This is a genomic window from Bryobacter aggregatus MPL3 (assembly GCF_000702445.1).
In the GTDB taxonomy this organism is placed as follows: domain Bacteria; phylum Acidobacteriota; class Terriglobia; order Bryobacterales; family Bryobacteraceae; genus Bryobacter; species Bryobacter aggregatus.
In genome coordinates this window covers 632,285-652,929 of the sequence record NZ_JNIF01000003.1, presented here as the reverse complement: position 1 = coordinate 652,929, position 20,645 = coordinate 632,285, and the positions used below count along the sequence as shown (strand labels likewise).

Below are 20,645 nucleotides of genomic sequence, written 5' to 3'. Positions count from 1 at the left end.
GAGAGGGGCCAGGAATTACGACACTCATAGTGAAAAGTATTCCTGAGGAGGATTCTGGAAGTTGAACCTGAAGATGGCTGACCCTGCCGCCGGCCGGGAACCGACCGAGCGTTGGAACACAACTGACGCCGCAGAACTCTACGACGTCGCCAGTTGGGGTAAAGGCTACTTTACCGTCGGTGAGAATGGAAACTTGATGGTCCACCCCTACAAGGTGCTGGACCGCAAGATGGACTTGAAAAAGCTCGTCGACGAGTTGGTCATGCGCGGCATCCACCCGCCCATCCTCATTCGCTTCGGCCAGATTCTCAAGCACCGTCTCGAAGAGATCCACCAGGCCTTCCTCAACGCCATCGCTGAACACAACTACAAGAACAAGTATGTTTGCGTGTTCCCGATCAAGGTCAACCAGCAGCGCCAGGTGGTCGAAGAGGTGTACACCTACGGCCGTCCCTTCGGCTTTGGTCTCGAAGCCGGTTCAAAACCCGAACTCCTGGCAGTTCTCGGCGTCGCCGAGAACGACACGCCGATCGTCTGTAACGGCTTCAAGGATGACGAATACATCGAGATGGTGATGCTGGCCCGCAAGATTGGCCGAAACATCACGCCGATTGTCGAGAAGTACACCGAACTCGAACTCATCATCAAGTACGCCCAGCGCATCGGTGTGGTGCCCACCATCGGCATCCGCATCAAGCTGGCCAGCCGTGGCAGTGGCCGCTGGAAGAGTTCCGGAGGCTATCGCTCGAAGTTCGGCCTCACCGTCAGCGAGGCCCTGCGTGCGGTCGAACACCTGAAGAGCCTTGGCATGGGCGATTGCCTGAAGCTGCTCCACTTCCACCTCGGAAGCCAGATCACGAATATCCGCCAGATCAAGGCGGCGGTCACAGAAGCCGCTCGTTGCTACACCGGCATGAAGAAGGCCGGCGCCGGTCTTGAGATCCTGGACGTCGGTGGTGGTCTCGGTGTCGATTACGATGGCTCCCAGACCGACTTTGAGTCGAGCGTCAACTACACGCTGCAGGAGTACGCAGCGGACGTCGTCTATCACATCCAGAATGTCTGCGACGAGGCGGAGGTCGAGCATCCGGTCATCATGACCGAGAGCGGCCGCGCCATCGCCGCTTATCACAGCCTGCTTGTCTTCAATGTTCTCGGGGTCAGCGGCTTCGGCACCGAAGAGGTGCCCGCCACGCTTCCGGAGGACGCCGAGCAGCCGCTCGTCGACCTGCACGAGACACTGAAGAGCCTCACCCAGAAGAATGTGCTCGAGTCCTTCCACGATGCGCAGCAGGCGCTCGACAGCGCGCTGAATCTGTTCAGCCTCGGCTACATGTCGCTTGAGCAACGCGCGCTGTGCGAGAGCATCTACTGGGCCACGGGCCGCAAGATCCAGCGCCTGATCAGTAACATGGACGAGATTCCGGAAGAACTGGAGAATCTCGATGCGCTGCTTTCTGATACTTACTTCTGCAACTTCTCGCTGTTCCAATCGATGCCCGACAGTTGGGCGGTGAAGCAGCTCTTCCCGGTGATGCCGATCCATCGCCTGGATGAGCGGCCCACCTCAAACGCCGTGCTCGGCGATATTTCCTGCGACTCCGACGGCAAGGTGGACATGTTCATTGACCGCCGCGATGTGAAGAAATTCCTGCCGCTGCATGCCTTTGACGGAGCGCCGTACTATCTCGGCACTTTCCTTGTCGGCGCCTACCAGGAGATCTTGGGCGACCTCCACAACTTACTCGGCGACACCCATGCTGTACACGTCAGTCTGGGCGAGCACAACGAGAATGTCTTAGAGGCGGTCATCCGCGGCGATACCGTCCGTGAGGTGCTCGACTACGTGCAGTTCTCAAGCAAAGAGCTGCAGGAGAAGTTCCGCCGCGACGTTGAGATGGCCGTTCGCCAAGGCAAGATCGGCTATGAGGAATCCGGCCGCCTGCTCCGCTTCTACGAAGAAGGCATGCACGGCTACACCTACCTCGAAGACGTCCACGAGAGCTAATTACTGGATTTTGAAGTCCCAGATAATGGGGTTCACTTCGCCCTCGGTGAATTCGATCCAAGCGTATTCACCGGCGGCGAGGTCCGCCTGGGGCCAGATCTTGAACAGCCCTTCGTCCAATTGCTGGCGGAAGATTTCCAGTTCCTTGCGCTCCTCAAATCGCTCCTTGCTGACCGGAATCACCTGGATCACCTCGACAATGCGTGCGCCCTTCTTCGGGGTCAGTTGGACCAGGGAGAATTGTTGCGCCTTGGAGAGCCGTAGGTAGAATTCCGGGCGGCGCTCCGAGTAAATCAAGCTGGCGCTATCTCCACTGATTTCAAGCGTGGATTTGCCCGCTACGATTGGCAATGGCGAGAGCATCTTCAGCGCCTGCCTCTTCTTATCCGTCACTAGGGCGGAATCCGCATTCTTTAATGCAACAGGTTTGCCTGCCGGATCGAGCTTGTACATACCCGGTTCTTCGGGGATGCTGGCGACGATGCGCCGGATCTCCCGTTCGGCTGCTGCTTCTTCGGCCATCAGCTTCCTCTCCTCGGTAAAGGATTCGGTGCGAGCCGCCAGTTCCTGGTCGGTTTTCTTCAGATCCACCAGGCTCATTGGAATCTCTTCCCACTCCCCGCGTTCGACGGAATAGTAGCGAACCCGATCGCCTTCCACTTTGTGCTCGCGAACCGTATGATACCCCCCGTCCTGGAGGTAGAGCCGGTAATTCTGGGCCGCCAGGAGAGTGAGCACCGAAATCAGGATTGCGACGAGAATTCGTCTCATGCCCATCAGCATACATGGGAAAATCCAAGGGTGAACTATCGCAAGCTTGGAACGACCGGGATGGAAGTCAGTGAAATCGGTTATGGTGCCTGGGGCATTGGCGGAAAGCAGTGGTTGGGAGGCGATGACGACACCAGTCTGGGGGCCTTGCGCCGCGCCATCGACTCCGGTGTCAACTTCATCGATACTGCCCTTGCCTACAACGAAGGGCACAGCGAAACGCTGATTGGGAAGGTGATCCGGGAGACGAAATCGAAGGTCTATGTCGCGACGAAGATTCCGCCGAAGAACCGCATCTGGCCTGCCAAGCCCGGCGTGCCGGTGGTCGATGTGTTTCCTTACGAGTATGTGATCGAGTCGACGGAAACCAGTCTGAAAAATCTCGGAGTCGAGCAGCTCGATCTCCAGCAGCTTCATGTCTGGAACCCGATCTGGTTCCTGCAGGACGAGTGGCGTAGGGCGGTCGAGAAGTTGAAGTCCTCGGGTAAGATCCGCGCTTTCGGGGTTTCGATCAATGACCACCAGCCGGAGTCGGCACTTGATCTCGTAGCGAGCAAGATGGTCGACACCGTGCAGGTGATCTACAACATCTTTGAGCAGTCGCCGGAGCGTTGGTTGTTCCCGGCTTGCATCGAGCATGGGGTAGGAGTTCTTGCCCGTGTGCCGCTCGACGAGGGGGCGTTGACGGGAACGCTTCGCACCGATACGAAGTTTGAAGCGGAAGACTTCCGCGCCTGGTACTTCCGCGATGGCCGCCTGGATGAAGTGGTGCCGCGTGTGGCCGAGTTGGAAGCAGCGACCCAGGCGATGGCCGGAACCCTTGCGCAACGTGCGCTACGATTCTGCCTGACGCACCCTGCCGTCTCGACGGTGATTCCCGGAATGCGGAAGAACTCGTCTGTTGATTTGAATTGCGCGGTGAGCGATCTCGGTCCGTTGAACCCGAGCGAACTCGCCGTGATGCGCCGTCATGTCTGGTTGAAGAACTACTATGCCTGAAAAACAATACCTGCACCAAGAGATCGAAGAGAAGTGGCATGCCCGTTGGGAGGCGACTCCGGAGCTTTACAAGACGCCCGAGAACCCGGCGAAGAAGTATTACGTCCTCGAGATGCTCCCCTATCCGAGCGGCAAGCTGCATATGGGGCATGCTCGCAACTATTCGATCGGTGACGCTCTTGCGCGCTTCATGCGCATGCGCGGCTATGACGTCCTGCATCCGATGGGATGGGACGCCTTTGGTCTTCCGGCGGAGAATGCGGCATTGAAGTCCGGTAGACAGCCCCGCGAGTGGACGCTGCAGAATATCGCGCAGATGAAGAAAGGCCTCAAGCGCCTGGGCTTCTCGCTCGACTGGGATCGCGAGATTGCGACCTGCGAGCCGGAATACTATCGCTGGAACCAGTGGTTCTTCCTGAAGATGTACGAGCGCGGCCTGGCCTATCGCAAGCAGTCGCTGGTGAACTGGTGTTCGCTTTGCGCGACGGTGCTGGCGAACGAGCAGGTGGTGGACGGCTGCTGCTGGCGGCATGAAGACAACCCGGTGGAGCAGCGCAGTCTCGAACAGTGGTTCCTCAAAACGACTGCCTATGCGGAGGAGTTGCTGGCTGGTCTCGATGACTTGGCGGAAGGCTGGCCGGAGCGCGTGCTGACAATGCAGCGCAACTGGATCGGCAAGAGCGAAGGGGCCGAAGTCGATTTCGCGATCGACGGCAGCGACGAGAAGATCCGCATCTTCACCACCCGCATCGATACAATCTACGGGGCGACTTGTTTGATCCTTGCTCCGGAGCATCCGCTGGCCAGCAAGCTGGTGGGCGCCTCGGGTCAGGCTGCGTTGAAGGCAATGGTCGATGACCAGAGCCGCAAGGACCCGAGCAACCTGAACAAGGAAGGCTTCGCCACCGAGGGCTTTGCGATCAACCCCTTCAGCGGCGAGAAGACGCCGATCTGGATTGGCAACTTTGTCCTGATGGGCTATGGCACCGGCGCGATCATGGCCGTGCCCGCGCATGATGAGCGGGACTTTGAGTTCTGCGGCAAGTACGGTATCCCGATTGTGCCGGTGGTGAAGGCTGTCCAGGGCGAGACGACGCTGCCCTTTTCTGAGTACGGCATCAGTGTCGACTCTGGTGAATACTCCGGACTGCCGACGGCTGAGGCGCGCGCGAAGATGACGCTCAAGGCTGAAGCGAAGATCACCTATCGCCTGAAGGACTGGGGCGTTTCGCGGCAGCGCTATTGGGGCACTCCGATCCCGATGGTGCATTGCAAGAGCTGCGGCGTGCAGCCGGTGAAGGAAGAAGACTTGCCGGTACTGTTGCCGCTCGATGTCGAGATCACCGGCGCGGGCGAGTCGCCGCTGGCGCGGCTTGAGAGCTTCTGGAAGACCACCTGTCCGAAGTGCGGTGGCGAAGGCCGCCGCGAGACGGACACGATGGATACCTTTGTTGATTCCTCCTGGTACTTCTATCGCTACTGCGACCCGAAGAACAGCAACGCGCCGTTTGACCCGAAGGTGATCGCACAGTGGTTTCCGATCGATCAATATATCGGCGGCGTCGAGCATGCGATTCTCCATCTGATTTACTCGCGCTTCTGGACGCGGGTGATGAAGGATCTGGGCCTGATCGAGAACTCGGAGCCAGCCAAGAAGCTGTTCACCCAGGGCATGGTGTTGAAGGATGGGGCGAAGATGTCCAAGAGCCTGGGCAACATCGTCGATCCGGAAGAGTTGATTGTCGACTTCGGCGCGGACACCTGCCGGCTGTATGTGCTGTTTGCCGCTCCGCCCGATCGCGATATGGACTGGCAGCAGACCGGCGTCGAAGGACAATATCGCTTCCTCGGCCGGGTCTATCGCTTTGTCACGCGCAATGTGGAGCGCAGCCAGGGAACGGTTGGGGAACTGAGTGCGGCGGACAAGAAGGCGCTGCGCAAGCTGCACCAGACCATTGCCAAGATCACCCAGGACTTTGAACAGCGCTGGCACTTCAACACCTGTATCGCCGCGTTGATGGAACTGACGAATGAGCTCTATGCGAATGAAGAGGGGTTGACGGCAGCGGCGCTGCCGGAGATTCTACGTTCGCTCATCCTGCTGATGGAACCCTTCACACCGTTCATCGCCGAGGAGATGTGGGAGGACCTGGGCCTGACCGGGCCGGTCTTTGCGCATGCCTGGCCGGCGGTGAATGAAGCCTATCTGGTGGAGGATGAGATCGAGATTCCGGTGCAGGTGAACGGCAAGCTGCGCGGCAAGATCGTGGTGCCGACCGGCTCTTCGAAGGAAGAGCTGGAAGCGGCGGCGCTTGCGGATGAGAAGGTGAGCAGCTTCATTGCTGGCAAGGAAGTGGCGAAGGTGATTGTACTGGCCGGCAAGCTGGTGAACATCGTTGTCAAAGGCTAAATGAGACTTCTGCTTCTGGTTACGCTGCTCCTGCCTCTGTTTGCACAGAAGCAGGGGCGCGTGATCCTCATCAGCCTCGACGGCATGGGGTATCAATCTTTTACCGAAGACCCCGCTGCTGCGGAGATGACCACGCTGCGGGAGATGGCGGAGACGGGAATCTATGCCCCGATGCAGGCCGCGTTTCCGAGCCTGACCGCTCCGGGGCATGCCGCCCTGTTCACCGGGGTTTATGGCAATGTCAACGGGATCACGGCGAATGATGTTCCGGTCAGCTTTGAGCAGCGCAAGCGCGGATTCCGGGCCGAGCAGTTGTTGGCGCCGATGTTCTGGATTGGGCCTGCCAAGAAGGGGTTGAAGGTGGTGGCTCATAACCCGACGCAGGGCTACCCTTGCAATGCATTCAACTCGGGGCAGAACGTGGTGCTCTATAACGGCTACCAGACGCCCGAGGTGGCGCCGGGCAAGTTGTTGCGTGCCGCGGATGTGAAGTGGCTGGACGCCGCGCCTGAGGGCTTTGTCCCTCCGGCGCAGTCGCGGCAGCCCTTGCGTTACTTTGAGTACGCGGCGGGGCGCATTCGCTTCACGGGTGTTGTGTTTGCCAAGTCGACGCGTTATGACACGATTCGGATGACGGCCTATGGAGCGAAGCGCTATGTCGATGCTCCTTGGAAAGAGGCAGAGAACGCTCCTCCCGGACATGGTGAGAAGGCGCGTCCGCTGGCGCGTTACTTCAGTGAGGCGTTGCCGGTTGGCGATGTGACGGCGGTTCATTTCCGGCTCTTTACGCTGAGTGCGGATGGGAAGGATTTCCTTCTGATCCAGACTGCGGCAAAGGAGATCAGCATCTGTGCCGATGGCGATCATCAGGACGACAAGTTCAAAAAGAAGCTGCTCGCGACGGCCGGAGCTTTTGTCGGCAATGGCGGCGGGAGCTGGTATGGGCGCGGCGAGTTGGGCCAGCGCTTTACGGACGGGCTGGCGGAGCGGCGTTTTCTGGAGACGCTCGAACTGCATGCCAGGCAGACGATGCGGCATGCGCGGGCGCTGATGGCTGAGTATGAGCCGCGCCTGCTGGTGGATTATCTGAGCACCACCGATGATATGTTGCACCAGTGGCAGGGGAACCCGGTGACGCTCGCTTATCGCAAATGGGGCTATCAGATTGTCGATTGGCGCATCCATGAACTGCAGCAGATGTTGCAGCCGGAGGATCATTTCGTTGTCGCGAGCGACCACGGAATGATGGCGGTGACGCGCGAGCTGCGGGTGAATGTGTTGCTACGCGAGATGGGCTATGCGGACCGGGTGGCGGCGCAGGATCACTTTCTGATCCTGAAGAAGCCGGGCAACCGCGCCTTGCTCGAAGAGGTGAAGGCGAAGCTCAGCGCGTTTCGCGATGAGGGCAAGCCGGTGTTTGGCGAATGGTTCTGGCCGAGCGAGAAGTTCGGAACGGGCGGGCCTCGGGGCGGAGAACTGTATTTCGATCTGATGCCCGGCTATAAGGCGGCCAGCGGGACGGCGAAGCGGGCAATTGAAAAACTCGATGTTCCGAAGGGCGAACATGGCGCTCTGCCGACGCGGCCCGATTTGCAGGCGCTCTTTATTGTGTCTGGTCCACAGGTGCATTCGCGTCCGGCAATGATGCGGAGTGTCGATGTCGCGCCCTTTGTATTGCGGTTGCTGGGCTACTAACGCAGGGCGATGCGTTGTATGATTATTCATGTTGGGTGAATAAAAATACAGTCATGTCCGCTGCACTTGCTTCCGATTCTTTCCCGAAAACGCAGACCATTGCGTCCGGTGATTTGACCTCCGACCTGTCGATCACAGGCGCGGAATTGCGTCATCTTCTTGACCTTGCCACTGATGTGAAGCAGAACCCGACACGCTATGCGACTGCGCTGCGCTATCGCTATTTGAGCCTGCTGTTTGAGAAGCCTTCGCTGCGCACGCGGCTGACCTTTGAATTGGCGATCAAGCAGTTGGGCGGCGACGCTGTCGCCTCGATCGGACTGATCGGGGATCGCGAACCGGTGAAGGATATTGCGCGGAATCTGGACCGCTGGACGAATGCGATTGTCGCGCGGACCTTTACGCAGCAGACGATTGAAGAGCTGGCCGAATGGTCGAGCGTGCCGGTGATCAATGCGCTGAGCGACCTGTATCATCCCTGCCAGAGCTTTGCCGATTTGCAGACGATTGAAGAACACTTTGGCGCTCTTGCCGGCGTGAAGCTTTGCTTTGTCGGCGATGGGAACAATGTGGCGCATTCGCTGCTGCTGAATGGCGCGCGGCTGGGAATGCATGTTTGTGTCGCTTGTCCGGAGGGCTACGAACCGAATGCTCAGGTGTTGGCGCAAGCCGCGGCATTCGCGCAGCAAAGCGGCGGTGCGGTGAGCGTGACGAACGAGGCCGTGGATGGTGTGCGGAACTCGCAGGTGGTGTATACCGACGTTTGGACGAGCATGGGCCAGGAGAGCGAAGCTGAGGATCGCAAGAAGACTTTTGCTCCGTTCCAGGTGAATGCGGGCTTGATGAGTGCGGCCGCGAAGGATTCGGTTTTCCTGCATTGCCTGCCAGCCAAGCGGGAGCAGGAAGTGACGGATGCGGTGATCGAATCGCCACAATCGCTCGTGTTTGACCAGGCAGAAAACCGGCTGCATGCGCAGAAGGCGCTGCTGCTGATGCTGCTGGCCTAGGGGTAATCGAAGCAAATGCAAGAGAAGCTTTACGGGGGCCGCTTTGAAGGCGGCCAGGACAAGTTTTTTGAAAAATTCAGTGAGTCGCTGCACTTTGACAAGCGACTTTTCGATGTCGACATCACGGGTTCGCAGGCCTTTGCGCGGGCGCTTGAGAGTGTCGGGATTCTGAGCGCCGAGGAGCGGGCAACGATTGTTGCGAGTTTTGAGGCGATTCGGGAAGAGGGGCAAGACGCGGCGTATTTTGCCGGGGCCACGGACGAGGATGTGCACTCGTTTGTGATCCGCAAGCTGAAGGAAAAGGCTGGCGCGGTTGCCGATAAGATTCATACGGGCCGGAGCCGCAATGAACAGGTGTCGCTCGATACGCGGCTTTGGCTGCGGGCTTCGATTGAATCGACGATCGAGGCGACGCTGGGCTTGATGCGGGCCTTGCTTGTACTGGCGCAGAAGTATCCGCAGGCCGTGGTGCCGGGCTACACACATTTGCGCCGGGCGCAGGCCGTGTTGTGGCCGCATTATCTGCTGGCCTACTTTGAGATGTTTGCCCGTGACGTGGAACGTCTGCGGCAGGCGCATGCGCGCACGAATGTGCTGCCGCTGGGCAGTGGCGCGCTGGCTGGCAGTGCGTTTCCTTTTGATCGCGAGGCGATTGCGAAGGATTTGCAGTTTGCGAGCATCACGCGGAACTCGATGGATGTTTCGGCGGACCGCGATTTTGCACTGGACTACATGCATGCAGCGAACCTGGTGATGCTGCATTTGTCGCGCCTTTCCGAGGATTGGATTCTGTATTCGAGCGAGGAGTTCGGTTGGCTCGAGTTGAGTGACGGGGTGACTTCAGGTTCGAGTTTGATGCCGCAGAAGAAGAATCCCGATTCGCTTGAGTTGATCCGCGGCAAGTGTGGCCGCGTGTTTGGCGCCTATTCGGCTTTGTTTGTGACGATGAAGGGCTTGCCACTGACCTACAATCGCGATATGCAGGAAGACAAGGAGCCGCTGTTCGAAGTTGCCGAACAGACGATTGGTTGTCTGCAGATGGCGGCGATTGTGGCGCAGCAGGTGGTGCTGCGGCCGGAGATTCCGGAGAAGGCTTGTGCGGAATCGTGGGTGGTGGCGACCGATATCGCCGAGGCGCTGTCGCGTGCGGGACTGCCGTTCCATCAGTCGCATCAGGTGGCGGGCCGTCTGGTATTGCATGGGATCAAGACGGGCAAGAATCCGGCGGAGTTTACGGCTGCCGAGTTGCAGGCCTTTGATGCGCGGTTTACGCCGGACTTTGTCGATGTACTGCGCGACCCGCGCCATGGCATGCAGACGCGTGCGGTGCCCGGGGGCACGGCGCCGGCGAGTGTGGCCAAGGCCTTGCGAGAGGCGCTCGAACGCATCGAGAGCTTATGAATAAAAGCGAACGCCATCAACAGATTCTGAAGCTGATTCGCGAGGGCGAAATTTCGACGCAGGAACAGCTGGCGTCACTGTTGAAGTCGCGGGGGATCGAGACGACGCAAGTGACGCTCTCTCGCGACGTTCGCGAATTGGGATTGGTAAAAACAGCGCAGGGCTACGCGGAGATCGGTGGGACGACTCCGCGATTTTTGTCGATGGCGCGCGAGTTTATGACCTCCGCCGTGGCGGCGCAGAACCTGGTGGTGGTGAAGACCTCACCGGGGCATGCGATGTCGCTCGCGATTGCCCTCGATACGGAAGAGTGGCCGAATGTGCTGGGCACCATCGCGGGCGACGATACGATTTTTGTCGCGATGGCGGACGCGGCGAAGGCACGCGAGTTTGCCGAGGAACTGCAGCGGCCGGTGTTTGGACACGCGACGAGCTGAGTTTCAGGTGCTGAGGCCGATGTCGCGGGCGAGCTTTCTGAGTTGTTCCGGCGTCAGGCTGGCCAGTGGGTTCACTTTGGCTTCGTCCAGCATTTGTTTGGCGGTGTCTTTGACCTCGTCTGTCTGGTAGAGCAGGAATTGCGCGAGGTAGTTTGGGTTCGTTCGTTGCAGATTCATCGTGCGGAGTTGGGCGACGGGGAGTGTTTTAGGAATCGGGACGTCGCGCCCCATGGCGCAGTGTTCAGCCTGGACTTCGTAGGCGGCAAAACGGTCTTTCTGGAGCAGCCGCAGTTCTTGCAGGGCTTTGCCGGCGCGCCGTTCATAGGCTGCGGCCATCTTTTGGGTTCGTTCCATTTGGGAGAAGCGTTGGGCGTCGTCGGGGGATTCGAGCCAGCGGTCCTGGGTGAGGCTTTCCATTTGCCGGGCTCGCTTGGCTTGGAAGGTGGCCCAGGCGTAGCGCTGGAAAGCCGTCTCTTCGAGTTCGGAATCGGGTTGGCAGTCGCGACGGAGCTTTAAGGTGCCGGTTTTGTAGGATTGCTCAGCTTCGGGGTTGGTGGCAAAGAGAGTGGACGGGAGGGCGCTGAGCCCGTGGCCGAGGGAGTTGCAGGACGATTTTGCTTTGCCTGCGTTCGATTTGGGGCCAGTGGATTTCTTTGCGTTCGCCTGGTTGGCGAGGACTTGCTTTTCGGTGGCCATGCGGGCCTCCTCGATGGGGTTGCTGGTCGGAGGCGCGATTGGCTTCCTCGAGATCACGGTAGCAGGAGCTTGTGGGGCTTTCTGTGTGCTCTTGGGGATGGTGCTTTTTGGAATCAGCGGGTTAGGGGCTCAAAATAAATTTCATTTTTCTGTGACCGGCTTGCGCGATCATGGTGCGCATGATCCGTTGGATTGTCTTGACTGGCTTGTTGGGTGGCTCGTTGCTGCCGGCGCAGGAGGTGGGGAGCGTGCTTCCTCCCTGGAGCGAGGGCGTTCTGGATATCCACCAGATCAATACGGGCAAGGGAAATTCCACACTCTTTGTGTTGCCCGATGGGACCTCGCTGCTGCTGGATGCGGGGGCAGGGTCGAGGCCGGAGTCACCCCGCGTGCTCCCGGCACGGCCAGATGCGAGCCGCACGCCGGGGGATTGGATCGCCCGCTATGTCAAACGCGTGCTGGCGTTTCGCGGGGAGCCTGTGCTCGACTACGCGCTTTTGACCCATTTCCACGATGACCATATGGGCTATCCTTTCCCCAATTCGAAGGTGGGGAAGGGCGGCTATCTGCTGACCGGAATTACGGAGGTAGGCGAGGCGGTTCCGATTCGCAAGCTGTTGGACCGGGGGTGGCCCGACTATGCGTATCCAACGCCGTTGCGGGACGCGATGGTGGAGAACTACCGGGCCTTTGTGAAGTGGCAGGCGGCGAACCGGGGATTGCAGGCGGAACGTTTTGTGGCGGGCCGGAAGGACCAAGTGGTGCTGCAGCGGAATGCGGCGAAGTATCCGAATTTTGAGATCCGGAATGTCCTGGTGAACACCGAGGTTTGGACCGGCGTGGCGGATACGACGCGGCAGCAGTTCCCGCGGCTCGAAGACTTGCAGCCCGCGGACTATCCGGTGGAGAACCAGTGCAGCCTGGGCTTCCGGTTGAGTTATGGAAAATTCGATTACGGCAGCTTTGGCGATATTCCGGGGAAGGTGCGCGAAGGGGGATTTGCCTGGGAAGACATGGAGCAGGCCGTGGCAAAGGCAGTGGGGCCGCTCGAAGCCGTGGTGCTGAATCATCATGGGAACCGTGATTCGATGACGGCAGGCTATCTGGCCGGGGTGCGGCCGCAAGTGCTGATCGATCCGGTTTGGTCTGCCGATCATCCGGGGCATGATGTGCTTGACCGGATCTACTCGACGCGGATTTATCCCGGGCCGCGTGATGTCTTTGCCACGAACATGTCCGCTGCGAACCGGGCAGTGATTGGTCCGCTGCTGGACCGCTTGCAGAGTTCGCAGGGACATATTCTGATTCGTGTGGCGCCGGGCGGAGACAGCTTCCGCGTGGTGATTCTCGATGACAGCTCCGAGAGCATGAAGGTGACTGCGGTTCATGGACCGTATGTGAGCCGCTAGCTAACGCGGAGTTTTGACGTACCAGGCTGTCCAGGTCGAATGTCTCTTTCGGAACAGCGCAATGAACACGGGATTCGTCCAGATCAATGTGCGCCATGTGGGGGTGAGGTCGAAACGGCGGGGCGAGGGGACCACCTTGACATCATCCAGAAAACGCGGCGTCAACGAAGGCCAACACATCGCCATGCGCAGCGCTTGCTCCGGCGTTTCGAACCCTTGCAATGTGGTGAACGGCCTCGTGGATGACAGTTGCTCCGAAGGAGAGGGCGACCTCCCTGGTGCGATCAGCGCTCGCATTGTCGACAACGATCAGCTCCACTGTGCAACTACAAACAGAGATGGCATCGCCAAGGCAGGATCAGGTTGCCGGAAGATAGGACTCCTCATTGAACGCGGGGATGATGACGCTGATCAACATACAGTGTCTGCCGCCTCTAGTGTCACATGTGGCTTAGAGCTAGAAGGCCTGGCCGATGCTGAAGAAGGGGCGGCCCAGTGGTTCGCCGGGGCGGCGGTCGAGCTTGATGCCGTAATCGAAACGGAGCAGGAAGTACGGCGTGCGGATGCGGATGCCGAGACCGGCGGCCTTGCGCAATTGCCAGGGCCGGAAGTCTGAGGCCTGATCGTATAAGTTGCCCATGTCGACGAAGGCGACGCCGTCGAAGATCTTATAGAGCGGCGAACGGATTTCGTTATTCAGAATGATCATGGCATCGCCACCGGCGGGCGAGACGCCATCAAAGAGTCTGGGTCCAATGCCGTCCTGCGCGAAGCCGCGGACGGTCGTTCCCCCTCCGGCGAAGAAGCGTTCTCCGAGGCCGACTTGCCCGGTGGAACTGCGGCCGACGATGAGATCCTGCCCATTGAGTCCGGTGGCCAGACCAATGCGGATGCCGGTGGCAAAGACCAGGCGGGATTTCTTTGCGCCGTTCTGCATGGGGGTGGGCTTGGGTTTGTCGAGGGAGATGTACTTGAAGTATTGGCCGAAGTACTTTACGAAGTTCAACTGGCTGCCGGACCAGGTGGGTGCGAAGTCGACGGCGTGGGAGGTGAACTGGCCCTTGGTGGCGTCGAGAACGTCGTCACGGGTGTCGCGGCTGAGCGAAGAGGTGAAGGGCGCGACACGGAGACGGGTGTCGAAGAGAGGATCAGGGCCGCTCTCGTAGGTGTGCGTGTTCTCCATGCGATAGCCGTAGTTGAAGACCCAGACCTTGCGGAAGCGCGCTTCCTGCTGGACGGAAAAGCCAATGCGATCGGTCTTAAAATCCTCATGAATTTCGCGGCGCAGATAGCTGGAGACGGTGGTGCGGAGCGGGAACTGACGGAGGAAGGGCTGTGAGAAATAGAGACGGCCTTCCTGCAGATCGCTATCGTAGCGGACGCGCATGCCGACGACACGGGCCATGCCGAGGCTGTTGCGGTTGGCGATGTCGACGATGCCGCCTGGGCCGCGTTCTGTATCGTAGTAGCCACCGTAGCTGAGCAGGAAGGGGCGCAGTTCGCGGACGTTGATATTGAGGTTGACGAGCTGCTGGTTGGCGCTGCCAGAGAGCGGGGCGCGGTCAATGTCAACAAGCGAGAAGGCGCCGGTCTTGTATAGGTTGCGGCGCGAATCGGTGAGCGCCTGCATGTTGAGCGGCTCGCCACGCTTGAGGAGAATCTGCTTGCGGACAAAGTTGCGGCTGGTTTCGTCGTTGCCGGTGACTTGGATGCGGTTGACGATGGTCTGCTTGCCTTCCGCGATGTGGAAGAGCACGCGGAGCTGGCCCGGTTGCTGCGGGAGCCGTTCCAACTGGTAGCCGATTTCGGCGTCGTTGTAGCCTTTTCTGCCGTAGAGGCCGCGTAGATTGTCTGTGGTGAGCTGGCGGAACTCCGGGCTGTACAGATGGCCTTCCTCAAGAATGGAGACCTTTTTAAGTTCGTCTTTGGTGTAGACCTGATTGCCTTCGAAATCAAGGTGCTGGACCTGATAGAGCGGGCCCTCCGATACGGGGAAGACGGATTGCGCGGTGCGGTCCTTGAGAATGAGCTCGGGCTTGGCGAGCTTGGCATCGAGATAGCCTTGCTCCTGGTAATAACGGGTGACGAGCTCGATGATGTGCTTGGGTGCGGTGATCGCGTCGTTCTCGAGCTTTTGCTCCTTGATGATGCGGCGGAGCTCGTGCTCTTCAATCTTGGTGGCGCCGGCAAAGACGATTTTGTAGGAATCAAAGCGGGTTCCCTTCTGGACATCGAAGGTGACGCGCTTGTGGTCCGGGTCGGAGCTGTCGACGGAGACATCGACACTGGCTTCGACGTAACGATCGTTCAGCAGATCCTTGCGGATTTGCTCGCTCGCCTCGGCGGTTCGCTGGATGTCAAAAACGCCGGACTGCCAGAGGTCGCGGATTTTGTTTTTGATGCTGCGGGAAGGGCTGTAGCCTTCGTAGATGAAATCGACTTTGGGGCCGGGCGTGATCTCGACATCGACATCGACGATGTGATCGTGCATGGTGCGCTTGAGACGAACGCGGGATTCAAGCAGGCCTTCGCCGGCATACTTCTTTTCGATCTTGTCGAGGCCTTTGCGGATTTTGAAGAAGTCGTAGCGCTTGCCTTCGCGGGCGTTTAACCATTTGCGGATCTGTTCGTCGGTGAAGAGGCTGTCGTGATCGAGACCGACTTTGCCAATGGTGCGCTTTTCGCGCTCAGAGCTGGTTCTGGGCGGGGGGGCGATGCCACCGAACTCCTGGGTGCGGCTGAAGTCGAAGCGGTAGCTGTTGTCGCTCTGCTTGAGGGCCCGGGTGCGGAAGCGTTTGTCGAAATCGTACTGCCCGACGATGAGCTGGTCGCCGCTGTTGATGAGGTTCATCGAATAGACGAGGCTCAACTGGCGGGTGAGATTCTGGCCGAGGGTGAGGCGGGCGCTGGGATCGGATTCGTTGGCGATGAGGCCCGGTTCGATGCGCACCTGCGAGAGGCCGGTGGCCCGCTGGAGTTCCTGCCCGAGTGAGTTGCCGACGCGGCCGGTGAGGTAAGAGAGAACCTGCTCCTTGGCGATGCTGGTCTCGTCGCCCTGGAGACGGTCGAGGGTGCGGCCGGTGAGGAGGACCGAGGCGATGTCGGGTTCGCCGAGAGGTGGATCTGAGGTGAGGGTGGTGGTGCGCTCGCGCTCGCTGCCTTGCACGCCGAGGGTGATGTCGTAGCCGGCGGCGCTGGTCTTGGCGGAGAGATCAAAGACCGGCTCAATGCGCTGCTCGTTGACGAAGGTGATGATGCCGCGATCGACGAGGTACTTGCGCTCGTTCAGATAGAGCTCGCCGCCTTCGCCCAGTTGCAGACGGCCAGTGAGGCCGGGGCTATAGTAATTGCCAACAACGCGGGCGTCGACTTCCATCTCGACCTTGGCGAGGTTGTTATCGATGACGATGGGCTCAACGGTCTTGACGCCGATGTTGTAGTCGAGCTTGGAGAGGAAGGCACTCCGTTCGTTGGTGAGGTCGAGCTCGGGCGTGCGATTGACGACGTTGAAGATGCCGCCTTCGAGATTCAGGGTGTCTGTGTAGGAGCCCTCGCTGATGCTGACCTTGCCGGAGACGAGGGTACGGTCGCGCACGGGGGCCAGTTTGAGATCGAGATTGGAGACGGTCTTGAGGTCAGCGGGGAAATCGAGATAGACGTTGCGGGTGGAGAGGGTGAGGCCTTCGCCGCTGAGCTGGCCGTTGGTCCAGCCGAGAGCGCCTCCGCCGCTGAGCGTGCCGCCGTTCAAGTCGCCTTTGAGCGAGGAGACGACGAGTTGGTTGTTGGTGAGGTCGAGGCGGGCGTTGAGATTTTCGGCGGCGATACGGGGAGAGGGGAATGCGATCTCGCCGTCTTTCAATTCGAAGAAGCCGGAGACTTGGGGATTGGCCGGTGTGCCTGTTGCGGTGATCTCGATGCTGGAGGCGCCGCGCGAGCGCAGGTCTGAGGAGAAGAGCGTGAGCAGCGAGATGTCGGTGCTGCCGCTGAGCTTTGCGTCGATGCGTTTCTCGCTGGCCGAACCGGTGAGGGCGAGTTGGGTTTGCGGGCCTTTGATGGCGAGCTTTTCGACGGTGGCGACGCCGTTGGCATAGCGGATGGAGGAGAGGCCGTCCTGCTCGATGTGGACCTGGTTGTAATCGACGTTGAAGGTGTTGACGGTGAGGCGGGCTTCTACAGCGTCGAGGCTCGCGCGGGTGGCGCTGGCATCGAGTGTGGCCGAGACTCTGCCCTTGAGTTCTTCCGGTACGTTTGGGAGCTTGGATAGATCGAGATTCCTGACGGAGAGCTCAAGCGCGGCGGGAGCGATGGCGGTGCTGCGGACGAGTGGGACTTCGGGCGGCAGCAGGGCAAAGGGGATATCACCTGAGCCCGTGATGGCGGCGCTGAGCGCGGTTGCGTTGAGGGACTGGATCTTGAAGACGCCGTTCGCGGCCGTGGCCAGGAGGTTTGCGTTGGTGAGCTGTTCGTAGTTGACTTGGTCGAGCTTCACTTCGAGCTTTGGATCAATCGCCTGGAGGTTGCCGGTGATGAGGCCTTGGATGGAGGCGGTGCCGGAGGCTGTCACGTGGAGGAGTTTCGAGAGCTCGGCGAGGTCTGCTCTTGCATCGACATGGAGTGAACTGATGCCGGTGGTTGTATCGACCGGGATGGAACCTTCCAGCCGCAGTGTCGCTCCGGGAGCCCGGAGCGCCGCCGAGTGGATGGTGACGAGGTTGCCAGCCAGCCGGGCGTCCAGTGGGGAATCGAGCGAGATGGGTTGGTCCTTGACGCGGAGGTCGAGGCGCGAGGCGAGCAATGTGGCGTCGATCGAGCGCAGATCCGATGCGTTGCCTTTGGCGGAGAGCGCAAAGGAGAACTGTCCGGTGGCAGGGAAATCGGCCGGTAGGGGCAGGCTGTTGAGATCGGTGTCCTGTGCCTTGGCCTGCGCCTGGAAGGCGTAGGGCTCCTGGGTGGCGATGTGGCCTTGGACGTTGAGGTGCTGGAGCGGCGCGGAGAGGGTGGCGGCGAGGTCGTTTGCCGCGTATTGGAAGCTTGTGCTGAGGGCGCCGATTTTGTTGTTGGCGGCGATCAGGTTGCGGGTGTCGAGACTGGCTTCGATGTGAGGATCTTTGCTGCTGCCGGTGCTTTTTGCGTTGAGTGAGATTGCGCCGGTGACGCGGCCGAACTGGGGGATGTCGAGCGTGGTGAGCTGGAGCGGTGTGGACTGGATGTCCGCACGGATTGCATCGGAATCGAGATCGTAACTGAGCTGCGCGTTCAGGGTTTCGCTGGGAGCTTTTGCGAGAGCGATTTGGGCTTCAAAGAGTTGTGCGGGGGAGAGGGTGAGGTCTGCGGTGAGGGCTCCGAAGGGTTGCGAATAGGCGACGAGATCCTTTCCGCGGAGATGGGCTTGGGCTTCCGGCTTTTTGGTGGTGCCGGTGATGCTGGCGTCGAGCTGGATGCGGCCGCTGGCAGGGATGTCGCGGTGTTCGATGCCAGTCAGCAGGTCGGAGATCGAAGCTTCGTCGAGGTGGAGCTTGAGGTTGAGTTTTGCCGCGCGGTCGAGGCCGATGGTGCCGGTGGCATTGAGGGACTGGCCTTTCCAGCGGACAGAGGAAGAGACGATCTCAACGCGGTCCGCGGTGTAATTGGCATCGAGCGCGGCGCCTTCGATTGCGAGAGTGCCGACGGTGACGGGAGCCGCTTCGAGCTGGAGCTGGGCTTCGGGCCTGGACAGCGTTCCGGCGAGAGTGATCTTCGCTTCGGCCTGGCCTGCGATGGGCGGGAGCTTCGATGCAAAGATTGTGGCTGCTGCGGCAGCAGACTGCGAGAGATTCTGGGCGCTGATCTCGATACTGCCGCTGAGCTGTTGCTGGTGGAGCTGGATCTGACCCTCGAGGGCGGTGCCCAGAGCATCGATGTTCTGGAGTTGGATGGCGCCATTGCCGTCCCGCAGGCGGGCGTCGAGAGTGCCTGCGACCGGGAGCGTATTCTTGGCGGGCGCTTGCGTGGGGTGAAGGTGGAACTGCGCGGTGGTGGTGGAGCGCTCGAAGGATAAGCCGGGCCACTGTGCGGTGATGGCGCCCGTGGCGCGGCTGGCAAGGGTGATGGGGGACTTGGCGAGCCGCGAGAGGGTGTCGAGCCGGATGCTATCGAGCTTCGCGTTGAGACTGCTCTGGCCCTTCTCGGTGGCAAGCTTGCCATCGGCGCTGAGGTTGCCAAAGGGAGAGGCGAGGCGAAGCGCGCGGATGCCGGCAATCTTCGTAGTGCCGTCGTAAGAGAAGCCCGAGTTGAGGTTGAAGTCTTTGTACTGCTGGTAGGCCAGATTCTTGCCGCTGAGTTGGCCGGTGACGGCGATCTGATCGATGGGGCCCATGGCCTGGACTTGTACCCGCGCTTCGCCTGCGACGCGAGTCTTGAGGAGGGCGGCGAAGCGGTCGAGCTTTGCGTCTGCATCGGCCTGCAGATGGAGCGTGGGTGCGTTGAAGTTTTCGATGCTGCCGGAGGCGCGCAACGTGGCGCCCAGGGCGTCGAGATTCAGACCCAGGATTTTCACGTCTTTTGCGCCGAGGTCGAGGGTGGTTTGGAGGCGATCGATCTGATAGGCCTGGCCGCCATAGGTGAGATCGACAGGCGAGAGATTCTGGGCCGAGATGGTATGCCGGTTCGTGAGGCGGTGGCCATCGACGTTCATCTGCCATTGGGGGATGAAGAGCTTGGTTCCAGCCCGGCGGTCTTCGTAGCGGAAGGAGGCTTCGCGAATGCTCAAGTACTCGATGAGGATCGAGGGGGACGAGGACGAGCTTCCTTCGCTCGATAGCACCGGCAGATTGGAGTGGCCGCTGGTATCGATGAGCAGGTAGATTTCGGGCTTGGTGAGCGCTGCATTCTGGACGACAATTTTGCCGCGAATCAAATCGAGGAGCGAGGCGTCGAGATCGATCGCTGCGAGCTTGAGCAAGGGCGGCATGTCGGCCTTGGGGGTGACCACGACTTCCCTCAGCCGCGCACGGAGACTCAGCAGATTGTAGTCGAAGCCTGTTGCATGGAAGGTGATGCCTTGCTTGGCGAGGACCCGTTGCAACTCAGCGAGAGCGAAACGCTTGACGGGGGGAGTGTGCAACACCGCGATTCCCGCGATGATGAATCCCCCCAGGGAGAGCGCCGCGATGCGGAAATACCGAAGTTTCAAATGGTGGAATCCTTATCGAGCTGATTTCAAGAAAGAACGGACTTTGGCAGCGTTCGGATTGTCAGGCTCAAGGCGTAGGAACTCATTGAAGTGAGTGATCATCTTGTCGGGCCGCTTTTGATTACTGTATGCGAGGCCGAGGTAATAGTGGGCCATCGCGTTGTCGTTATTGGCGCGTAGCGACTCCTCGAGCGGCGGGATGGCTTCCTTAAATTTCTTCTGCGAGGCGAGCAGCGCCCCGCGGGCATAAGCGAGATCGGCCGGGTCAGCGGACTTATTGGCCGCTTCGTTGATGGAGGCTTCGGCTTCATTCGTTTGCCGTGCTTCGATTTGTGCGGAAGCAAGCGCAATGCGAGCAGCGCCACTGTCGCCGTTGATCTGGACCGCATGCTTCAAGCGGTTGATGGCTTCGTCATTTTTGCCAAGGTGGGAGAGCGCGATTCCCAGGGCGCGATTTGCTTCCGCGTTGTCCGGCTCCGCCTGTACGACCGAGCGTAGCTCGGCCTCGGCTGCCTTGTAGTTTCGTTCTTCGAGGAGTTGGCGTCCCCGTTCGAGACTTGCGGCCTGGAGTGCGATGCTGCTGAGGATTGCAATCTGTAATATTTTGGAAAACATACGTTCGTTCTTCTCATTGTGGACCC

General features: G+C 59.9%; 13 protein-coding genes. 8 read left to right on the top strand and 5 right to left on the bottom strand.

Going from position 1 to position 20,645, the window contains the following annotated elements; translation table 11 throughout:
* Nucleotides 1-73: 73 nt before the first annotated feature.
* Nucleotides 74-2,008, top strand: coding sequence for a biosynthetic arginine decarboxylase (speA, locus tag M017_RS0103415; RefSeq protein WP_031495800.1), 1,935 nt, complete (start codon nt 74-76; stop codon nt 2,006-2,008).
* Here the strand turns inward: speA and M017_RS0103410 are convergent, their stop codons facing one another.
* A complete protein-coding gene (locus M017_RS0103410) occupies nt 2,009-2,779 on the bottom strand; it encodes a hypothetical protein (RefSeq protein ID WP_155121214.1) in 771 nt (256 codons plus the stop codon). It abuts the gene before it with no gap.
* 60 nt (nt 2,780-2,839) lie between these two features.
* Between M017_RS0103410 and M017_RS0103405 the strand changes: the two genes are divergently transcribed.
* Genes M017_RS0103405 through M017_RS0103380 form a run of 6 tightly spaced genes read left to right on the top strand, consistent with a single transcriptional unit; the run spans nt 2,840 to nt 10,728 of the window.
* Entirely contained in the window at nt 2,840-3,778 is a 939-nt protein-coding gene (locus tag M017_RS0103405) for an aldo/keto reductase (RefSeq protein WP_238325798.1), read from the top strand.
* Nucleotides 3,771-6,188, top strand: a complete 2,418-nt coding sequence (gene leuS, locus M017_RS0103400; protein WP_031495794.1) for a leucine--tRNA ligase — start codon at nt 3,771-3,773, stop codon at nt 6,186-6,188. Before M017_RS0103405 ends, leuS begins: the two co-directional genes overlap by 8 nt.
* Complete coding sequence (locus tag M017_RS0103395; RefSeq protein ID WP_031495793.1) at nt 6,189-7,883, top strand: alkaline phosphatase family protein; 1,695 nt, start codon at nt 6,189-6,191, stop codon at nt 7,881-7,883.
* A gap of 53 nt (nt 7,884-7,936) precedes the next feature.
* Entirely contained in the window at nt 7,937-8,890 is a 954-nt protein-coding gene (argF, locus tag M017_RS0103390) for an ornithine carbamoyltransferase (protein ID WP_051669474.1), read from the top strand.
* 15 nt (nt 8,891-8,905) lie between these two features.
* Complete coding sequence (gene argH / locus M017_RS0103385) at nt 8,906-10,291, top strand: argininosuccinate lyase (protein WP_031495790.1); 1,386 nt, start codon at nt 8,906-8,908, stop codon at nt 10,289-10,291.
* The gene (locus tag M017_RS0103380; protein ID WP_031495788.1) at nt 10,288-10,728 is read left to right on the top strand and encodes an arginine repressor; all 441 of its coding nucleotides are present in this window, start codon (nt 10,288-10,290) and stop codon (nt 10,726-10,728) included. The genes argH and M017_RS0103380 overlap by 4 nt, the downstream gene beginning before the upstream one ends.
* A 3-nt stretch (nt 10,729-10,731) precedes the next feature.
* On the opposite strand, the gene M017_RS0103375 is transcribed toward M017_RS0103380, so the two are convergent.
* On the bottom strand, nt 10,732-11,424 hold the full coding sequence (locus M017_RS0103375) for a hypothetical protein (RefSeq protein WP_155121213.1): 693 nt from the start codon (nt 11,422-11,424) through the stop codon (nt 10,732-10,734).
* 179 nt (nt 11,425-11,603) lie between these two features.
* On the opposite strand from M017_RS0103375, the gene M017_RS0103370 reads away from it, so the two are divergent.
* A complete protein-coding gene (locus M017_RS0103370; RefSeq protein WP_051670553.1) occupies nt 11,604-12,833 on the top strand; it encodes a ComEC/Rec2 family competence protein in 1,230 nt (409 codons plus the stop codon).
* Nucleotides 12,834-12,975: 142 nt separating this feature from the next.
* Here the strand turns inward: M017_RS0103370 and M017_RS30580 are convergent, their stop codons facing one another.
* The 3 genes from M017_RS30580 to M017_RS0103355 form a co-directional block, all read right to left on the bottom strand.
* Entirely contained in the window at nt 12,976-13,152 is a 177-nt protein-coding gene (locus M017_RS30580) for a glycosyltransferase family A protein (protein ID WP_202901608.1), read from the bottom strand.
* Between the two features lie 138 nt (nt 13,153-13,290).
* Complete coding sequence (locus tag M017_RS0103360) at nt 13,291-20,004, bottom strand: translocation/assembly module TamB domain-containing protein (protein WP_031495782.1); 6,714 nt, start codon at nt 20,002-20,004, stop codon at nt 13,291-13,293.
* Between the two features lie 12 nt (nt 20,005-20,016).
* Nucleotides 20,017-20,619 carry a tetratricopeptide repeat protein gene (locus M017_RS0103355; protein WP_031495781.1) on the bottom strand — a complete coding sequence of 201 codons (603 nt, stop codon included), beginning with the start codon at nt 20,617-20,619 and terminating at the stop codon, nt 20,017-20,019.
* Nucleotides 20,620-20,645 lie beyond the last annotated feature (26 nt).